This window comes from Haloferax chudinovii (assembly GCF_042663345.1).
Lineage (GTDB): Archaea > Halobacteriota > Halobacteria > Halobacteriales > Haloferacaceae > Haloferax > Haloferax chudinovii.
In genome coordinates, this window is record NZ_JBHTAB010000001.1 from 703,000 (window position 1) to 718,259 (window position 15,260).

Sequence of the window (15,260 nt, forward strand, 5' to 3'; positions counted from 1 at the left end):
ACGCGCGCTCAGGCTCAGACAGGCGAACTGCGCCGTCGCGAGAACAGACGGTTCTTCACCGTTACAAGAGGGTGCGCCGGTCTCAGACCGGGCGGCCCTCTTCGGAGGTGCCGACCAGCCACGTTCCGAGGGTGAGCCCGCCGGCACCGACAACGACCGCGTAGGACATCACCTGTGCGGAGTTCGGTAGCGTTCCCGGCAGCATCGCGAGCGTCCCGACGATCATCAGCGCCATCCCGATGACGGCTTTCTTCGAACTGAGCAGTCCCATGTCCGTCTCTCCGGAAGCGTCCGATATGGAACTTGCGCTTTCGCGTCGCGGTTACTCGTAGTCCCGTTCGCCGGCGGGGACGACCACATCGAGCCAGTTCTCCTCGGGGGGAAGCGGACACTCGAAGGCGTCGGTGAACGCGCAAAACGGGTTGTACGCGAGGTTGAAGTCGACGACGACCTCGTCTAACTCGTCGAGGGACGCGTCGGGCGTCAGCTCCATGTACCGACCGCCGTTGTAGGTCTGTTGTCCCGTCGTCTTGTCGCGGAAGGGGACGAACAGCGTCGGCGAGTCGTCGTGTTCCTGACGGTACGCGCCGAGGGTGAGGTCGGCGTCGCGGAGTTCGAAGTGGAACGTGGCGACGCGGAGATACCGGACCTCGCCGTCGGTCGAGGTGTCCATCGTCACCGGCTCGGGGTCGGCGTGCGTCTCGACCGACGCGGTCACGCGGTAGTCGGGGTCGGGGTCGAAGTAGTCGAGGCCGTCGAAGTCGTCCCGTTCCTCAGGCGGAATCGGCGACTGTGGGTGCGACCCGAAGAAGTCGTCTTTCTCCTCGCGTTTCGCCCGGAGTTCGGAGACGTAGGCGTCGGCGTCGAACGCGTCGTCGGTCATACGCGCCGATACCCGCCGACGACACCTACACCTGACGGTTCGGGGGCGCGGCGACGAACGCGTTACGCGGACACGCGACGCTTCGCGACCGAGATTCGTTCGAACTGTTCGGGCGTGAGGTCGATGTCCGCGGCCGCGACGTTCTCGCCGAGTTGGTCGACCGTGCGCGCGCCGACAATCGGCGCGGTGACCTGCGGGTGATGCATGAGCCACGCGAGGCTGACCTGCGCGGGCGACGCGCCGACCGCCTCGGCGACCTCCTCGACCTGTTCGAGCGTGTCGAAGTTCGACGGCGTGAGGTAGGAGTCGGCGAACCGCTGGTCGTTCGCCGCGCGGGAGTCCGCAGGCGGGCGCTCGTCGCGGGCGTACTTGCCGGTGAGGAAGCCGCCGGCCAAGGGCGACCACGGAACGACGCCGATATGGTAGTCGGCGCACATGTCGAGGTAGTTCCCCTCGATTTCGCGGTTGACGGCGTTGTACCGCGGCTGGGCGACTTTGAACGGCTCGTAACCGCGCTTGTCGGCGAGCTCGTTCGCCTTGACGACCTTCCAGGCGTTGGGTTCGAGCGTCGAGGTGCCGAGATAGTTCACCTTCCCGTCGCGGACGAACCCGTCGAGCGTCCGCATGAACTCCTCGACCGGTGTCTCGTCGTCCCACCGATGGATGTACAGCAGGTCGACGTAGTCAGTGCCGAGTCGGTCGAGAATGCGGTCCATCTGGCGGCGGAGGTGTTTCCGGTTGAGGCCGCGGCCGTTGGCGTCCTCGCGCGTGGGCCAGAAAATTTTCGACGCGACGACGAACTCCTCGCGGTCGCGCTCTCCGAGCCAGTCGCCGATGTACCGCTCGCTCGCGCCGTCGCCGTACATGTCGGCGGTATCGATGAAGTTCCCGCCGGCGGCGGCGTACGCGTCGAGCAGTTCGTGGGCGCGGTCGCGGCCGACCTCGACCTCGCCGTCGTCGTTCTGTCGACCGAACCGCCACGTCCCGAACGCGAGTTCGGAGACCGTCGTTCCCGTCCGTCCGAGTGGAACCATCGCGAGCGACATACCGACTCCGAAGACCGGACCGCGCTAAAGCGACTCGATTCCGGACGGTCAAAAATGAGGAATGTGCGGTAGTGGCCGGGCGGGCGCACGGAGTCCCGAGAGACGGGCGAGAATCGCGGGGGACGCGGTGGAGGCGCGCCGGAAGCGGAGGGGAAGAGGGTCGGGAGAAACGAGCGGACGTCGGGTGCGGAAGTGGCGGGAACACGCAGGTCGCGTCGGTGTGAGCCGCGGACACGAACCGTTTCGACCCCGTCGCCTACGAGCGGGCGTAGTTGTGGCCGAGCACGAGCGCGAGTGCGTTGAGCGCGAGAAGCGCGCCGAAGACGGTGAACTCGCTCGATTCGAGGCCGCCGAACAGCAGGGGAACATACAGGAACGGGAGGGCGACTGCGGCCCAGAAGCCGACGAACCGAAGCGGTGCGGCGACGAGTTCGAAGCCGAGGCGAAGCGACCGTTCTTCCGTGAGAGCCTCACGGAGTTGGGAGAGGCGTTCACGGGGGACCGTAGATGGGGAGTTCGACATTGGTTGGAGGGCACCTACGAACACAACATGGTGCGGAGGGGTCATAATTAGGTACGAGAATTCGATTCGTTTCATACTCGTTTACTCGCGACCGTCAGATAAACGTGAAATTTTATAGGAATCTGAGAGACAGCCTAATACTTTATACACGTCTCTAATTCTTTTATTCACACATTATTCTTGTGTTCCCGAACAGTCTGTATCCCCTGACCGTCTCGGATTTTGACCGACCCGACCTAGCGCCATGCGTTCGTCCCGACACGCGGTTCGTCGGGCGGCCGCCGGCGTCTTCGGCCGCCGTCGCTCCCGCAGGAATTTAGCCCGCGAGCGCGACTGTCGGGGTGATGCCCGAACTCAATCGCGTCGCAAAGCGCATGTACAACATCCACCCGAACGCCATGCACCTCGTCGTCGGCGAGGAGATAGACGGCACGTTCACGCTGGCGAGCGCGGAGTTCTTCCAGACGGAGTTTCAGGCCGAGGGACGGCGCGCCGTCGACGACGCGGTCTATCGGTTCGCGACGACGGAGAACAACGACGCCGTCGTCGTCGGTCGTCAGCGCCCCGGCGAGGACGGCTGGACGATGGTCGGAGAAGTGGAGTCGGTCGAGCGGGCGGACGCGGCGGATGCGGCGGACACGACGGACGCGTAGCCGCGTATAGCCGCGTGTTTCAGTCGGTCGCGCCGGCGCCGTCGCCGAGGCGATACCGGAGTTCGCGCCGAATCGCCCCGCGCTTCAGGAGGACGAACCCGAGGAAGATGAGCGCGAACCCGCCGACCGTGGACGAGGTGGGGACCTCGCTCAGGAACGCCCAGCCGGAGAGCGCCGCGAAGACGGGTGCGACGTACGACACGAGGTTAATCTCGATGGGACCGAGCCGCGCGAGCAGGTCGAAGTAGATGAGGAAGCCGAGCGCGCTCGCCGCCAGCGAGAGGTACGCGAGCGCGGCGACGGACTGGACGGTGAGGTCGACCGAGCCGATGCTCTCACCGAGCCCGACGGACGCGACGTGCATCAGCCCCGCGCCGAGAAGCATCGACCACGCCTCCATCGTCTCGATAGGCATCTCGGAGTCGACCCGACGGGTCAGGACGGAGCCGAGGGCGAACGCGGCGGCCGCACCGAAGATGAGGAGTTTCGCGACCGTGCCGCCGGCGAGGAGGTTGCTCGGGTCGAGTTCCGAGAGGACCGCGACGCCGACGAGTCCGAGGAGGAGACCGACGACGCCGAGCGCGGTGAGTCGCTCGCTCGGGAGCAGGAGTCGCGCGAATCCGGTGGTGAGAACCGGGCTGAGGCTCACGATGACAGCCGCGGCGGCGCTCGTCACGGTGGGGTCGGTCTCGCCGATAAACAGAAGCGCGTGGTACGCGGCGATGAGGAACACCGCGCCGATGGCGACTTCGCTCCACTCGGCCCTGCCGCGCGGGAGCGGCGAGTCGGTGGCGTACAGCGCGTAGGCGAGCATCACTACCCCCGCCACGTCGTACCGGAGCGCCGCGAACAGCACGGGCGGGAAGAACTCCAGCCCGGCTTTGATCGCCATAAACGCGGACCCCCAGACGGCGGCGAGGACGACGAACAGACCAACGTTTCGGTACCGTGTCACAGCGATGGTGCGACCGGGAGGGGCCTGAACGTTTCGTTACGGCCCGGTCGCAGGTTCCCGACCCCCCGAAAACGGGGTACGTTTATTACGTCTCATCTCCGAGACGTTCGTATGGCCGTGACCGGCCGTCCCACACTTCGGGACTTGTTCGACGAGTCGCCGACGCCTCACATCGCACACCCGCCGCGCACGCATCAACGGCACTTCTACGTCGCGACGGACGGGTCGTACCGCCCGAACGGCGGTGGACTCGGTGCGGTGATAGAGACCCGCGACGGCGAGCGAGTCGCCCGTATCGCACTCCCTGACGTGCCGCCGGACAACAACGTCTCGGAGTATCGAGCACTTCACCTCGGACTAGACGTGCTCGCCCATCGTGCGCCGCCGGGGGCTCGCGTGGGCGTCCTCGTCGACCACGACGACCTCGCCGCGAACGTCAACAACGCCGTTCTCGCCGGCGACCACCCCGACTGGAAGTCGCCGAAGCGCATCGTCGTTCCCGCCGGAAGCGAACACCACTGGCGGGGGATTCAGGCCCGCATCGCCGGGTTCGGTGAGCTTCGCGCCGCCCGAATCGACAGTCGCGAGAACCCCGCGCACCCGCTGGCGAACGCGCCGCGCGAGTACGAACACGTCAACCGGCGCGCCGACCGCTGTGTGCTCCCCGACCCCCCTGAGTTCGAGACGGACTCCGGCACGGACGTGAGCTACCTCCCGCCCTCGCGGTTCGAAGGGCGCGCGAGCGACTGAGCGCGAGGCGTCGCTGAGACCCGTTCGCCCCGCCCATCGAGTGGGCCGCCGAGCGCGAGCGGTCTCATCCGCCGCCGCCCCGCCGCCGGCCGGTCACTTCACCGTCAAAGAGTTGACAACGCGGAGCGACGACGCCGGACGTATGGACCCCACGGAGAGCGGCGACGCACTCTCGCGGCGACTCGCCGGGCGGACGAGAGGGAGAGGGCTATCCCTCTTCTGTCTCGTCGGCTTCGCCGCGTGCTTCTCGCCGCCGGATTCGACGACGTTCGCGCTCTACGCGGCCCCGCCCGCAGTCGGACTGGGCGTCGCCGTCGCATGGGTCGAGTTCGGGTAGGTGATAAAAACCGAAGACAGACTGCGCGTTACTCCTCCTGCGCGTCCACGACCGCCGTCGCCGCCAGATTGACGATGTCCTTGACCTCGTCGCCGCGCTGGAGGACGTGAACCGGTTTGTCCATGCCGACGAGCATCGGGCCGATGGCCTCCGCGCCACCGAGGCGCTGGAGGAGCTTGTAGCCGATGTTGCCCGCTTCGAGGTTCGGGAACACGAGCAGGTTCGCCGGCTCGTCGAGTTCGGCGAAGTCGTAGGTGCCTTCGAGGATGTCCTCGACGAGGGCGGTGTCGGCCTGCATCTCGCCGTCGACCGGGAAGTCCACGTCGGGGTCGTCCTGCAGGAGCGTCGCGGCGTCGCGGGGCTTGCGCGTCCCCTCGTTCGTGACGCTCCCGAAGTTGGAGTACGAGAGCAACGCCGCGCGCGGCTCGACGTTGAACTGGCGGGCGAGGTCCGCGGTGTGCTTCGTAATCTCCGCGAGAATCTCCTCGTCGGGGTCGAGGTTGACGGTCGTGTCGGCGCAGAAGACGACGCGGTTCTTGAACGTCATCATGTAGACGCCGGCCGCGTAGTTGGCGTCGTCGGCGGTGCCGATAATCTGGAGCGGCGGGCGGAGTGCCGAGGGGTAGTGGTGGGTCAGCCCCGTCAGCATCGCGTCCGCGTCGCCGACTTCGACCATCACGCTGGCGAAGTAGTTCGAGTCGCGACGGACGAGTTCCTCGGACTCGGACTCCGTGACGCCCTTGCGCTGTCGAAGTTCGTAGAGGCGGTCGACGTAGTGGTCCCACTCGCCGTCGCGGGGGTTGGCGATGGTCGGGTCGAAGTCGAGGCCCAACTCTTCGGCCTTCCGCAGTATCGTCGCCGTCTTCCCGACGAGGATGGGTTCGGCGATGCCCTCCTCCTGCATCTGGTAGGCGGCGCGAATCATCTTCTCGTCTTCGCCCTCGGCGAGAGCGACCCGCTTGGGGTTCGACTTCGCCTTGTTGAGGACGACGCGCATCATCTCGCGGGACTTGCCGAGGCGGGCTTCGAGGCGCTCGCGGTACTCGTTCATATCGAGGCGCTCGCGGGCCGCGCCGGAGGTCATCGCCGCCTGCGCGACCGCGGGGGCGACCTCGAACAGCACGCGGGGGTCCAGCGGCTTGGGGATGACGTAGTCGGGGCCGAACTGGAGCGGGTGGTCGCCGTAGGCCTTGACGACCGCGTCGGGCACGTCCTGCCGGGCGAGTTCGGCGAGCGCCTCGGCGGCCGCGCGCTTCATCGCCTCGTTGATTTCGGTCGCGCGCACGTCGAGCGCGCCGCGGAAGATGAAGGGAAAGCCGAGGACGTTGTTCACCTGATTCGGGTAGTCAGAGCGCCCCGTGGCCATGATGACCGTGTCCTCGCGGGCGTCCTTGGCGTCCTCGTAGGTGATTTCGGGGTCGGGGTTCGCCATCGCGAAGATGATTGGGTCGTCGGCCATCGACTGCACCATCTCTTGGCTGACGATGCCGCCGACCGAGAGGCCGGCGAACACGTCCGCGCCCTCGATTGCGTCCGACAGCGACCCCTCGTCGACCGGCTGTGCGAACTCGGCTTTGTATTTGTTGACGTCGCCCGCCTCGACGCGCGACTCGGTGATGATGCCCGAGGAGTCGCACATCGTGATGTTCTCTTTTTTCGCGCCGAGGGAGACGTAGAACCGCGCCGTCGCGAGCGCGGACGCGCCCGCCCCGGAGAAGACGATATCGAGGTCGTCGAGGTCTTTGCCGGCGACGTCGGCGGCGTTCAAAAGCGCCGCGCCGGAGATGATGGCCGTGCCGTGCTGGTCGTCGTGGAACACGGGGATGTCCATCTGTTCGCGGAGCTGTCGTTCGATTTCGAAGCACTCCGGGGCCTTGATGTCCTCCAAGTTGATGCCGCCGAACGTCGGCTCCATCGCCTTCGTCGCCGCCACGAAGTCGTCCACGTCCGCGATGTCGAGTTCGATGTCGAACACGTCGATGTCGGCGAAGCGCTTGAACAGCACGCCCTTGCCCTCCATCACCGGTTTCGACGCCTGCGCGCCGATGTTCCCCAGCCCGAGCACCGCAGAACCGTTGGAGACGACGCCGACGAGGTTGCCCTTCGCCGTGTACTCGTAGGCGGCGTCTTCGTCGTCGGCGATGTCGAGACACGGCGCGGCCACGCCCGGCGAGTACGCCAGACTCAGGTCGCGCTGAGTGTTCGTCGGCTTCGTCGTCGCAATCTCGATTTTTCCGGGCGGGTCCTGTCTGTGATATTCCCGTGAGTCGTCGTCCAGTCCCATGAACCACACGTCCTCACGCAGGGGGCAAAAAGCTATTCAACAACGTCGAATTTTAACTTCGACAATAGTCGAATCTCCGGCGGACGGCGGCGAGGTCGCGGCGACGAATCGACGCCGCCACGCTCGAAAAATTACTCCGCTTCGATGTGAAGAATTTCCGGCCGTTCGAGTTCGACCGTCTCGTCGGCGTCTGTCACGGTCCGGGTCGGCCAGCGCCCGGTCGCGGTCAGCACCTCGACGCCGTCCTCGGTGACGAGCGCGGTATCCTCGCTCTTTGCACCTTGGATGGTCGGGTTGTAGGCGTAGCCCATCGGCGCGCGGACCGCGTCGTCGGCGTCGGGCGTGGCGAACCACTCCCGGCCGGCGAATCCGGCCGCGCCGCCCTGATGGTGGTTCAGCCATTCCTCGGACTCGCCGACCGCGTCGTAGGCGTCGCGGATGGCGTCGAACACGTCGCCCGCGGTGCCGCCCTCCGCGGCCGCTTTTCGGGTCGCCGCCAGCGCCTCGGTCTCGACCCGCATCGCGCCCTCGTGGCGGGGTTCGAGCCACTCGGGCGCGTCGAACGCGACGGTCCGCGTGCAACTCGCGTAGAGGCCGCCGCGCTGGGCCGTCACGGAGACGAGGGCGTAGTCGCCGAGTTCCTCTTTCTTGGGCGTGTAGTGGCGGTACTTCTGGGCGCGCCGCCCGCCGCCGACGAGCACCACCGGCGCTTCGATGCCCATCGCGCTGAGCGTGACCTTCAGACCGGAGGCGACCTCGTGTTCCGTGTCGCCCGGCGCGAGTTCGCGGCAAACTCGTTCGACCGCGCTCGCCGCGTCGCGGCCGAGTTCGCGGTAGGCCTCGATGTCGGCGTCCGAAAGCGGCTGGCGGACCGCCGAGGCGTCCACGTCCGCGAAGCCGGGGACGTCGAAGTCGGCGGCGGCGGGGGTCGGCGAAACCGCCTCAACGCCGGACGCCAGCGAGCCCTCGTACCACTGGAACCGGTGGACGCGAACGTCCTCGTGGGGCAGTTCTTCGTGGAGCAGGCGGGTCGCTTCGATGTTGTCCGTCACGACGTGGAACTCGTCGCCGTCGTAGCCGGCGGCCGCGACGCCCAGCGGCGAGTCGCGGTCGACGACGCTGTCGCCGCCGAGGAGCCACGCGAAGGAGTTCGGTCGGGCGAACCAGACCGCTTCGAGGTCGCGGTCTTCGAGATACGCGTCGAGTCGGTCCGCTCGGGAGTCGAGTCGCTCGTCCATGTTCGCGCGTCCAACCGAACCGACTTGAATGGGACGACTCGGATGGGGCATGTTACCCGCGCGAGCGACCACCCTCACGACGACGCCTTCGAGGACCATACCGACGAGATTTGACATCCTCCCGTGCCTAAAGACGCGGGAATCCCGACCGCAGTTGGGATATTAGGGTTTGCAACCCGCCTGCTCGCTCGGTGCAAAACGCCCCGAGGTTTGAGTGAACAGGTAGGCTACTGGCCGTGCCAAACGACCGTTACTCATATCCTCCGTCGGAGGATTCTGAGTTATTTTTCTGCGAATGTTCACCGCACCGTTCACGTCCGCGTTCATCGTCACACCGCACGACTCACAGACGTACAACCCACGCTCCACGCGGTTCGCCTCACGCTTCCGCCCACAGCACGAACACGTCTTTGACGTATCTCGCTCACTCTTGCGGTCTACGAGAATCCCGTGTTCTTCGGCCTTGTATTCGAGCAGACGAGTGAACCGGTCGAACTCCCAGCCGTGGAGTTTCTTATTTCTACGTGTACCCCAATTCCGAGAGTCACCATTTTCGTCCTCTCGAATATCGCTCAAGTCACCGACGGCGATACGACCGACCTCGTGGTCGATACACTGCTCGACGATGTGCTTGGAGAGTGCGTGCAGGAAGTGGTCTTTCCGACGCGAGAGCTTCTGGCGAGCGCGAAGCGCACGACGTGACGGCCCGTTCTCGCCTTCAGTATCGTACTCGTCACGGGTGAAGTAGTGTTTGTCCTGTTTCAGCACGTTCCCCGAATACAACTCCGCCTCACCGTCGTCGTAAGCGATGGCGAGGTAGTTCTTGATGCCGAGATCGATACCGGCGGTGTTATCGCCGGGAGCGTCCTCAACGGGGATTTCGACCTCTTTGCAGACGAGGTGCAGTTCCCATCTGTCGCCGTTCCACACGGCTCGCACTTGCTGGATGTTCTCTACGGTCACGTCTGGACGCGTCTCGTACTCGCAGAGGATGAAGTCCGAACGGTGGCTTTTGAGGTTGAACCCCTTGCTGAGACGGAGCCTATTCTTCGAGGTGTCGTGTTTGATGCCGTGCTGCTTCCACGTCACGGTGGAGCGTGGGTGGTTGTCACCTCGCTTTCGGTAGCCGGGCGGATTCGCATCTGTGTCGCCGTTCTTGCGCTTTTTGAACCAACCGGTGAACGACTCAGCGAGTTCTTCGAGAACGCGCTGACTTGACTGAGAATGGAGGTCACTATATCGTTCGTGGTCTTTTAATTCGCGCTTGAGGTCGGCTTCAGACGGAATCTCGCCGGTATCGTTCCATTCTTGCTGGATGTGGTAGCGGGCGACGTTCCACAGTTTCGACGCGGAGTGTCCGCAGTCATCAAGGTCGTCACTCACTTGCGAGTGATTGACGATTGTCGCTCGATAGGTGCGGGTTGTCTCCAGCATCTGACTATGTTCATAAATACTTATGAGGATTAGTATATTAAAAGTAACGAGCGGGCGTGGAATATCGGGGCGTGCTATCGAACGTGGTTAGTGGAGGGGTTGACGGATTCATCCCGCGCCTTCAGGCACGGGTATTCTCCTCGCCATGTATAAGTTCGCGCGGTCCCGACCCACGCCTATGACACCTCGGCTTCGTCGCCTCCTCGCGGGGGCCGCCGCGATGACCGGCGTTCTGATGGTCCTCGGCGTGTACACCGCCGCCGCGGGCGCTGGGCTCACCTGCGCCGGCCGCTGGCCGTTCTGCGACGGCTTCCTCGGACTGTTCCCGGCCAACTGGGGCAGTTTCCTCGAATGGTTCCACCGCCTCGTCGCCATGCTCACCGGCTTTCTCATCCTCGGGACGACCGTGCAGGCGTGGCGCGAGGGCGTCGCAAAAGGGGTCCGCTACGCGCTCGTCGTCGCCACGGTCGTCCTCCCGTTCCAAATCGTCCTCGGGGCGCTCACCGTCACCGAGTACGAGTGGGTCATCCTCACCGCCCACTACGTGGTCGCGACCTCCATCTTCACCGCCGTCGTCGCCGCCGCCGCGTGGGGGCTCGTCGACCGCGGCATCCCCCGCATCGCCGACGCGGTCAGACTGGCGCTCGTCGGCGCGCCCGTCATGCTCGTCCTCGCGCCCCACGCGTTCGTCTCCTTCGGCCCGACCACGCAGGCCGTCTACTACGTCGTCGGGCTCACAACCTACGCCGCGCTCGTCGCGGTCACCCTCTGGGCGAACGCCGCCCACGGCCTGCGGGCGGACGCCTACGGCCGACTCAGATTCGTCACCGCGCCCGCGAGCGTCGTGGTGGTCGCGCTCCTCATCGCCGGCCGGCAGGTGTACGGCCCGGTGCTCGAACTCGCCCACCTCGGCGGGACGGTCCTCGCGCTCGTCCTCGTCGTCGGCGCGGCGGTCCTCGTCCGCGGCGGCCTCCCGGTACCGCAAGCCGGCGCGACGAACGACGCCGACTGACGGGGGAGCGCGACCCCGGTTCGGGTCGTGCTCTGTTTAACAGCAAAAATACAAGAAATCAGATGACTATCGGCGATACACCCAACTTTTCCAGTTCGAGTTGTACACTACTTCGATAAAACGCCGATATAACGAATCCGTTTCACGGTTAGAGGTATATCTCACCCATCCACACAATTCCCGGATATTTTTCGTCAATATCGGAACGAATTGACGAACGGACCGAAGAAGTGTTATACGGGGCTGTGTTACCTGAGGTCTGTTATGGAACGTCGCACCTTTCTGAAGGGCTCCGCCGGGGCCGCGGCCGCGTTCACGCTGGCCGGCTGTCTCGGCGGCGGCGGCGGCAGTGGTAGCGAGACGATAACCATCGGCTCGGACATCCCGTACCGGCCGTTCGAGTACGAGACGACCGAGGGCGAACTCGTCGGCTTCGACGTCGACATCGCCGAGGCGGTCTTCGGGGAACTCGACTACGAACACGAGTTCCAGAAGACGAGCTTCGACAGCATCATCCCCTCGCTCAACAACGGGAACTTCCGCGTCATCATGTCCGCGATGACCATCACCGAGGACCGCGCGGAGCAGATCGACTTCTCGGACCCGTACTTCACCGCGTACCAGACGGTTATCGTCCTCAACAGCAGTGATATCTCCTCGAAGGAGGACCTCCGGGGCGTCACCGTGGGCGTCCAGAAGGGGACGACCGGCGAGAGCGCCGCGACCAGCCTCAAAGAGGAGTTCGACGGCGACCTGACGATTCAGAGCTACGACCAGGTGACCGGCGCGTTCGACGCGCTCCGGAACAACCAGGTCAGCGCGGTCGTCAACGACAACACCGTCAACGCCGCCTTCGTCGACCAGAGCGAGGACGTCCGGTTCCTCGAAGGTCCCGGTGCCGCCGAGGAACAGGGCAAGGAGAACGCCCCGCCGTACCTCACTCTCACCGTCGAGGAGTACGGCATCGGCTTCCGCCAGGACGACGACGACCTGCGCGAGGAGGTCAACGGCGCGCTACAGACCATCCGCGACAACGGCACGTACGACGAGATTTACTCGGAGTACTTCTCCGGATAAGCCGAATCAGGACGCCTTTTTTATCCCACCACTGTGAGAAACACTACCAATGGCTGAATCCTACTCCGAGGGACGAACCGGAGACGGTGAGTACCAAGAGCAGTTCTTGAACGACAAAACGCTCAGGCGACTGGGTGCGGCCATCGCCGGGCTATTCACGCTCGGAGTCGGCGGGTTCATCGCGGCGATTATCTTCACGCAGGTCGATTTCGGACTCCTCGTCGAGATTATCCACCCGCAGTTCGTCAACGCGTTCCTACGGGTGCTCGGTATCGTCCTCGTGGGGAGTCTGTTGTCCGTCACCGCGGGCGTCTTCGTCGGCCTCGGTCGGGTGTCGAACACGAAGTTCACCAACACCGTTGCGACCGCCTACGTCGAGTTCTTCCGCGGCACGCCGCTTCTGTTCCAGTTGCTCGTCATCTACGTCGGGATTCCGGCGTTCTGGCCGCCGGGGCAGTTCCCCATCTCCAACTGGGCGATTCCGACCGCGATTATCGGACTGACGCTCAACCACGCCGCCTACGTCGGCGAGGCCGTCCGCGGGGGTATCGACGCCGTCCCGGAGGGTCAGATGGAGGCCGCCCGCTCGCTCGGGATGTCCTACGTGCAGGGCATGCGCGAGGTCGTCCTCCCGCAGGCGTGGCGCAACGCGCTCGCCGCCATCGGCAACGACCAGGTCATCCTCGTGAAGGACACCTCGCTCCTCACGGTCATCGCCATCCCGGAACTCATCAGCGCGTTCCGCAACGTCAACTCGACCACGTTCGACCCGTGGACGCCGATTCTTCTCGTCGCCATCGCCTATCTCATGATTACGATCCCGCTCGGCAAAATCGTCAGCTACCTCGAAGCCCGCTCCGACTGGGGAGGTGACCGCCGATGAGCCTCCTCGAATTCGACGGGGTGGACAAGTACTTCGGCGAGACCCACGTCCTGAAGGACATCGACCTCGACGTCGAAGAGGGCGAAGTGTGCGTCGTCATCGGCCCTTCGGGGTCCGGGAAATCGACGCTCCTCCGCTGTGCGAACCGCCTCGAAGAGATTCAGGGCGGCGAGATTCGACTCGAAGGCCAGTCCATCTCCGCGGCGGACGCGGACATCAACCGCCTGCGCCAGCGCATCGGCATGGTGTTCCAGAGCTTCAACCTCTTTCCCCACAAGACGGCGCGGGAGAACGTGACGCTCGCGCCGACGAAGGTCAAGGGCCTCAAAGGCGGAGACGCCACGCGCCGCGCCGACGAACTACTCGACCGCGTCGGCCTCGGCGCGCAGTCGAACTCCTATCCGAACCAACTGTCCGGCGGCCAGCAACAGCGCGTCGCCATCGCTCGCGCGCTCGCTATGGACCCCCACGTGATGCTGTTCGACGAGGTCACGAGCGCGCTCGACCCCGAACTCGTCGGGGAGGTGCTCGACGTGATGCACGACCTCGCCAACGAGGGCATGACGATGCTCGTCGTCACCCACGAGATGGGGTTCGCCCGCGAGGTCGGCGACCGCATCGTCCTCATGGCCGACGGCCGCGTCGTCGAGGACTCGCCGCCCGAGGTGTTCTTCGAGAACCCGAAGACCGACCGCGGCAAGCAGTTCCTCTCGAAACTCCTCTGAGACGGGGGAACTGGGCACACACCCGAAATCTTCCAACAAGCTTATCCCCGGAAACGACGCTTCCTGCGGCATGAACTACGCTCCCCGCGAACTCAGTCACGAACCCCCCGATAGCGAACGCACCAAGGCCGTCCTCTTCTGTCAGACCTGCGGCCGCGCCGCCGACATCGACGCGTGGCCCGAACGGACGCGCGACGGCCGCGCGGTCCGACTCGACTGCCCCGACTGCGGCGCGGTCGTCTGGCGCGGGCTGGACGACGAGCCGTCCGAAGGGCGTCGAGCGCCGACGCCGACGCCCTGACCGGGCGTCCGAACCGCCGAACTCCGCTTTTACGGAACCATCACTTCGACGCCGACGGTGTCGTAGTCGGTCATCGCGGCCAGCCGTTCCGGAACCTCGTCGAGCGAGACGGTCCTCGTCACGAGCGAGCCGGGGTCGACCGCGTCCGACGCGAGCAGGGAGAGCAGGTCGTCCGCGCTCGTCGGCGGCATCCCGCGCGCGCCGAGGAACGACACCTCGTGTCTCGTCATCCAGTCGGTCGGCAGGGACACGTTCCCCTGTTCGGCCGCGGTCGTCAGGCCGACCTGTACGTGCGAGCCCCGCGGCCGAACCGACCGAACCGAGTTCCGGCAGGTCTCCGCGACGCCGAGCGCGTCGAGCGAGACGTGCGCCCCGCCGTCGGTCAGCCCGCGGATGGCGTCCACCGGGTCCTCCGCGGAGCCGTCGACGACGGCGTCAGCGCCGAGGTCGGTCGCGGCGTCGAGCGCGGACTCGCGCACGTCGACGGCGACCACGCGCGCGCCGAGGACGTTCGCCACCTGAATCGCCGACAGGCCGACGCCGCCACAGCCGTGGACGGCGACCCACTGGCCCGCGCGGAGGCCGGCGCGGGCGTCGAGGGCGTTGTAGGCCGTCATGAACCGACAGCCGAGCGCGGCCACGTCGGTCGGTGAGACATCCATGGGGAGTCGAATCGCGTTGTAATCGGCAGACGGCAGATGTACCAACTCCGCGAACGCGCCCTGCGCGGAGCGTTCGAAGCCGAGGGCGTGCGGATGGTCGCCCGTGCAGACGTTGCCGTGACCGGTCTGGCAGTAGCCGCACGAACCGCAGGCGAGGTTGAACGGTAAGGCGATGCGGTCGCCCTCCCGAATCGTCTCGACGCGGTCGCCGACCTCGACGACGCGGCCGGCGGGCTCGTGGCCGAGAATCTGGCCGGGAGGGACCGCGTCGTCGGCCCACTCGCCGTGGCCCATCCACGAGTGCCAGTCGCTCCGGCAGATGCCACAGGCCTCGACGTCGACGACGACGCCGTCGGGGTCACACGTCGGGTCGGGAAGTTCTGTCACGTCGAGCGGTTCACCGTGTTCGCGAAGGACTGCGGCTCTCATACGCGCGGTTCGACGGGCGGCCGGAAAAAGCCCCGTGGCGTCAATCTCTGACGGCGGCGCGACGGAAA

General features: G+C 65.7%; 17 protein-coding genes. 8 read left to right on the forward strand and 9 right to left on the reverse strand.

Going from position 1 to position 15,260, the window contains the following annotated elements; genetic code table 11:
• Positions 1–82 precede the first annotated feature (82 nt).
• The 4 genes from ACFQI8_RS03720 to ACFQI8_RS03735 all read right to left on the reverse strand — a co-directional run bounded on the left by ACFQI8_RS03720 (position 83) and on the right by ACFQI8_RS03735 (position 2,452).
• Positions 83–271, reverse strand: a complete 189-nt coding sequence (locus ACFQI8_RS03720; RefSeq protein WP_390242864.1) for a DUF8178 family membrane protein — start codon at positions 269–271, stop codon at positions 83–85.
• A gap of 51 nt (positions 272–322) precedes the next feature.
• On the reverse strand, positions 323–883 hold the full coding sequence (locus ACFQI8_RS03725) for a DUF1684 domain-containing protein (protein ID WP_390242865.1): 561 nt from the start codon (positions 881–883) through the stop codon (positions 323–325).
• Positions 884–945: 62 nt separating this feature from the next.
• On the reverse strand, positions 946–1,929 hold the full coding sequence (locus ACFQI8_RS03730) for an aldo/keto reductase (RefSeq protein WP_390242866.1): 984 nt from the start codon (positions 1,927–1,929) through the stop codon (positions 946–948).
• A gap of 256 nt (positions 1,930–2,185) precedes the next feature.
• On the reverse strand, positions 2,186–2,452 hold the full coding sequence (locus ACFQI8_RS03735) for a DUF8028 family protein (protein WP_390242867.1): 267 nt from the start codon (positions 2,450–2,452) through the stop codon (positions 2,186–2,188).
• 344 nt (positions 2,453–2,796) lie between these two features.
• Between ACFQI8_RS03735 and ACFQI8_RS03740 the strand changes: the two genes are divergently transcribed.
• Positions 2,797–3,105: a transcriptional regulator gene (locus ACFQI8_RS03740; RefSeq protein ID WP_390242868.1), complete on the forward strand. Its 309-nt coding sequence runs from the start codon at positions 2,797–2,799 to the stop codon at positions 3,103–3,105.
• A gap of 19 nt (positions 3,106–3,124) precedes the next feature.
• On the opposite strand, the gene ACFQI8_RS03745 is transcribed toward ACFQI8_RS03740, so the two are convergent.
• A complete protein-coding gene (locus tag ACFQI8_RS03745) occupies positions 3,125–4,060 on the reverse strand; it encodes a DMT family transporter (RefSeq protein ID WP_390242869.1) in 936 nt (311 codons plus the stop codon).
• 111 nt (positions 4,061–4,171) lie between these two features.
• Here ACFQI8_RS03745 and ACFQI8_RS03750 point away from each other — a divergent pair, with 111 nt between their 5' ends.
• The gene (locus ACFQI8_RS03750) at positions 4,172–4,810 is read left to right on the forward strand and encodes a ribonuclease H family protein (protein ID WP_390242870.1); all 639 of its coding nucleotides are present in this window, start codon (positions 4,172–4,174) and stop codon (positions 4,808–4,810) included.
• A gap of 142 nt (positions 4,811–4,952) precedes the next feature.
• The gene (locus ACFQI8_RS03755; protein ID WP_390242981.1) at positions 4,953–5,147 is read left to right on the forward strand and encodes a hypothetical protein; all 195 of its coding nucleotides are present in this window, start codon (positions 4,953–4,955) and stop codon (positions 5,145–5,147) included.
• A gap of 28 nt (positions 5,148–5,175) precedes the next feature.
• Here ACFQI8_RS03755 and ACFQI8_RS03760 read toward each other — a convergent pair whose 3' ends face one another.
• The 3 genes from ACFQI8_RS03760 to ACFQI8_RS03770 all read right to left on the reverse strand — a co-directional run bounded on the left by ACFQI8_RS03760 (position 5,176) and on the right by ACFQI8_RS03770 (position 10,103).
• Complete coding sequence (locus ACFQI8_RS03760) at positions 5,176–7,431, reverse strand: NADP-dependent malic enzyme (RefSeq protein ID WP_390242871.1); 2,256 nt, start codon at positions 7,429–7,431, stop codon at positions 5,176–5,178.
• A gap of 131 nt (positions 7,432–7,562) precedes the next feature.
• A complete protein-coding gene (locus ACFQI8_RS03765; protein ID WP_390242872.1) occupies positions 7,563–8,669 on the reverse strand; it encodes a M24 family metallopeptidase in 1,107 nt (368 codons plus the stop codon).
• A 162-nt stretch (positions 8,670–8,831) separates the two neighbouring features.
• Positions 8,832–10,103 carry an RNA-guided endonuclease InsQ/TnpB family protein gene (locus tag ACFQI8_RS03770; RefSeq protein WP_390242873.1) on the reverse strand — a complete coding sequence of 424 codons (1,272 nt, stop codon included), beginning with the start codon at positions 10,101–10,103 and terminating at the stop codon, positions 8,832–8,834.
• Between the two features lie 178 nt (positions 10,104–10,281).
• On the opposite strand from ACFQI8_RS03770, the gene ACFQI8_RS03775 reads away from it, so the two are divergent.
• The 5 genes from ACFQI8_RS03775 to ACFQI8_RS03795 all read left to right on the forward strand — a co-directional run bounded on the left by ACFQI8_RS03775 (position 10,282) and on the right by ACFQI8_RS03795 (position 14,101).
• Positions 10,282–11,115 (forward strand): COX15/CtaA family protein, encoded by an 834-nt coding sequence (locus ACFQI8_RS03775; RefSeq protein ID WP_465261704.1) that lies wholly within the window; start codon positions 10,282–10,284, stop codon positions 11,113–11,115.
• A 264-nt stretch (positions 11,116–11,379) separates the two neighbouring features.
• Positions 11,380–12,192: a basic amino acid ABC transporter substrate-binding protein gene (locus ACFQI8_RS03780; RefSeq protein ID WP_390242874.1), complete on the forward strand. Its 813-nt coding sequence runs from the start codon at positions 11,380–11,382 to the stop codon at positions 12,190–12,192.
• A 49-nt stretch (positions 12,193–12,241) separates the two neighbouring features.
• Complete coding sequence (locus ACFQI8_RS03785; protein WP_390242875.1) at positions 12,242–13,075, forward strand: amino acid ABC transporter permease; 834 nt, start codon at positions 12,242–12,244, stop codon at positions 13,073–13,075.
• Positions 13,072–13,800, forward strand: coding sequence for an amino acid ABC transporter ATP-binding protein (locus tag ACFQI8_RS03790; RefSeq protein ID WP_390242876.1), 729 nt, complete (start codon positions 13,072–13,074; stop codon positions 13,798–13,800). The genes ACFQI8_RS03785 and ACFQI8_RS03790 overlap by 4 nt, the downstream gene beginning before the upstream one ends.
• 70 nt (positions 13,801–13,870) lie before the next feature.
• The gene (locus ACFQI8_RS03795) at positions 13,871–14,101 is read left to right on the forward strand and encodes a DUF8106 domain-containing protein (RefSeq protein WP_390242877.1); all 231 of its coding nucleotides are present in this window, start codon (positions 13,871–13,873) and stop codon (positions 14,099–14,101) included.
• Between the two features lie 29 nt (positions 14,102–14,130).
• On the opposite strand, the gene ACFQI8_RS03800 is transcribed toward ACFQI8_RS03795, so the two are convergent.
• Entirely contained in the window at positions 14,131–15,192 is a 1,062-nt protein-coding gene (locus ACFQI8_RS03800; protein ID WP_390242878.1) for a zinc-dependent alcohol dehydrogenase family protein, read from the reverse strand.
• Between the last annotated feature and the right edge of the window lie 68 nt (positions 15,193–15,260).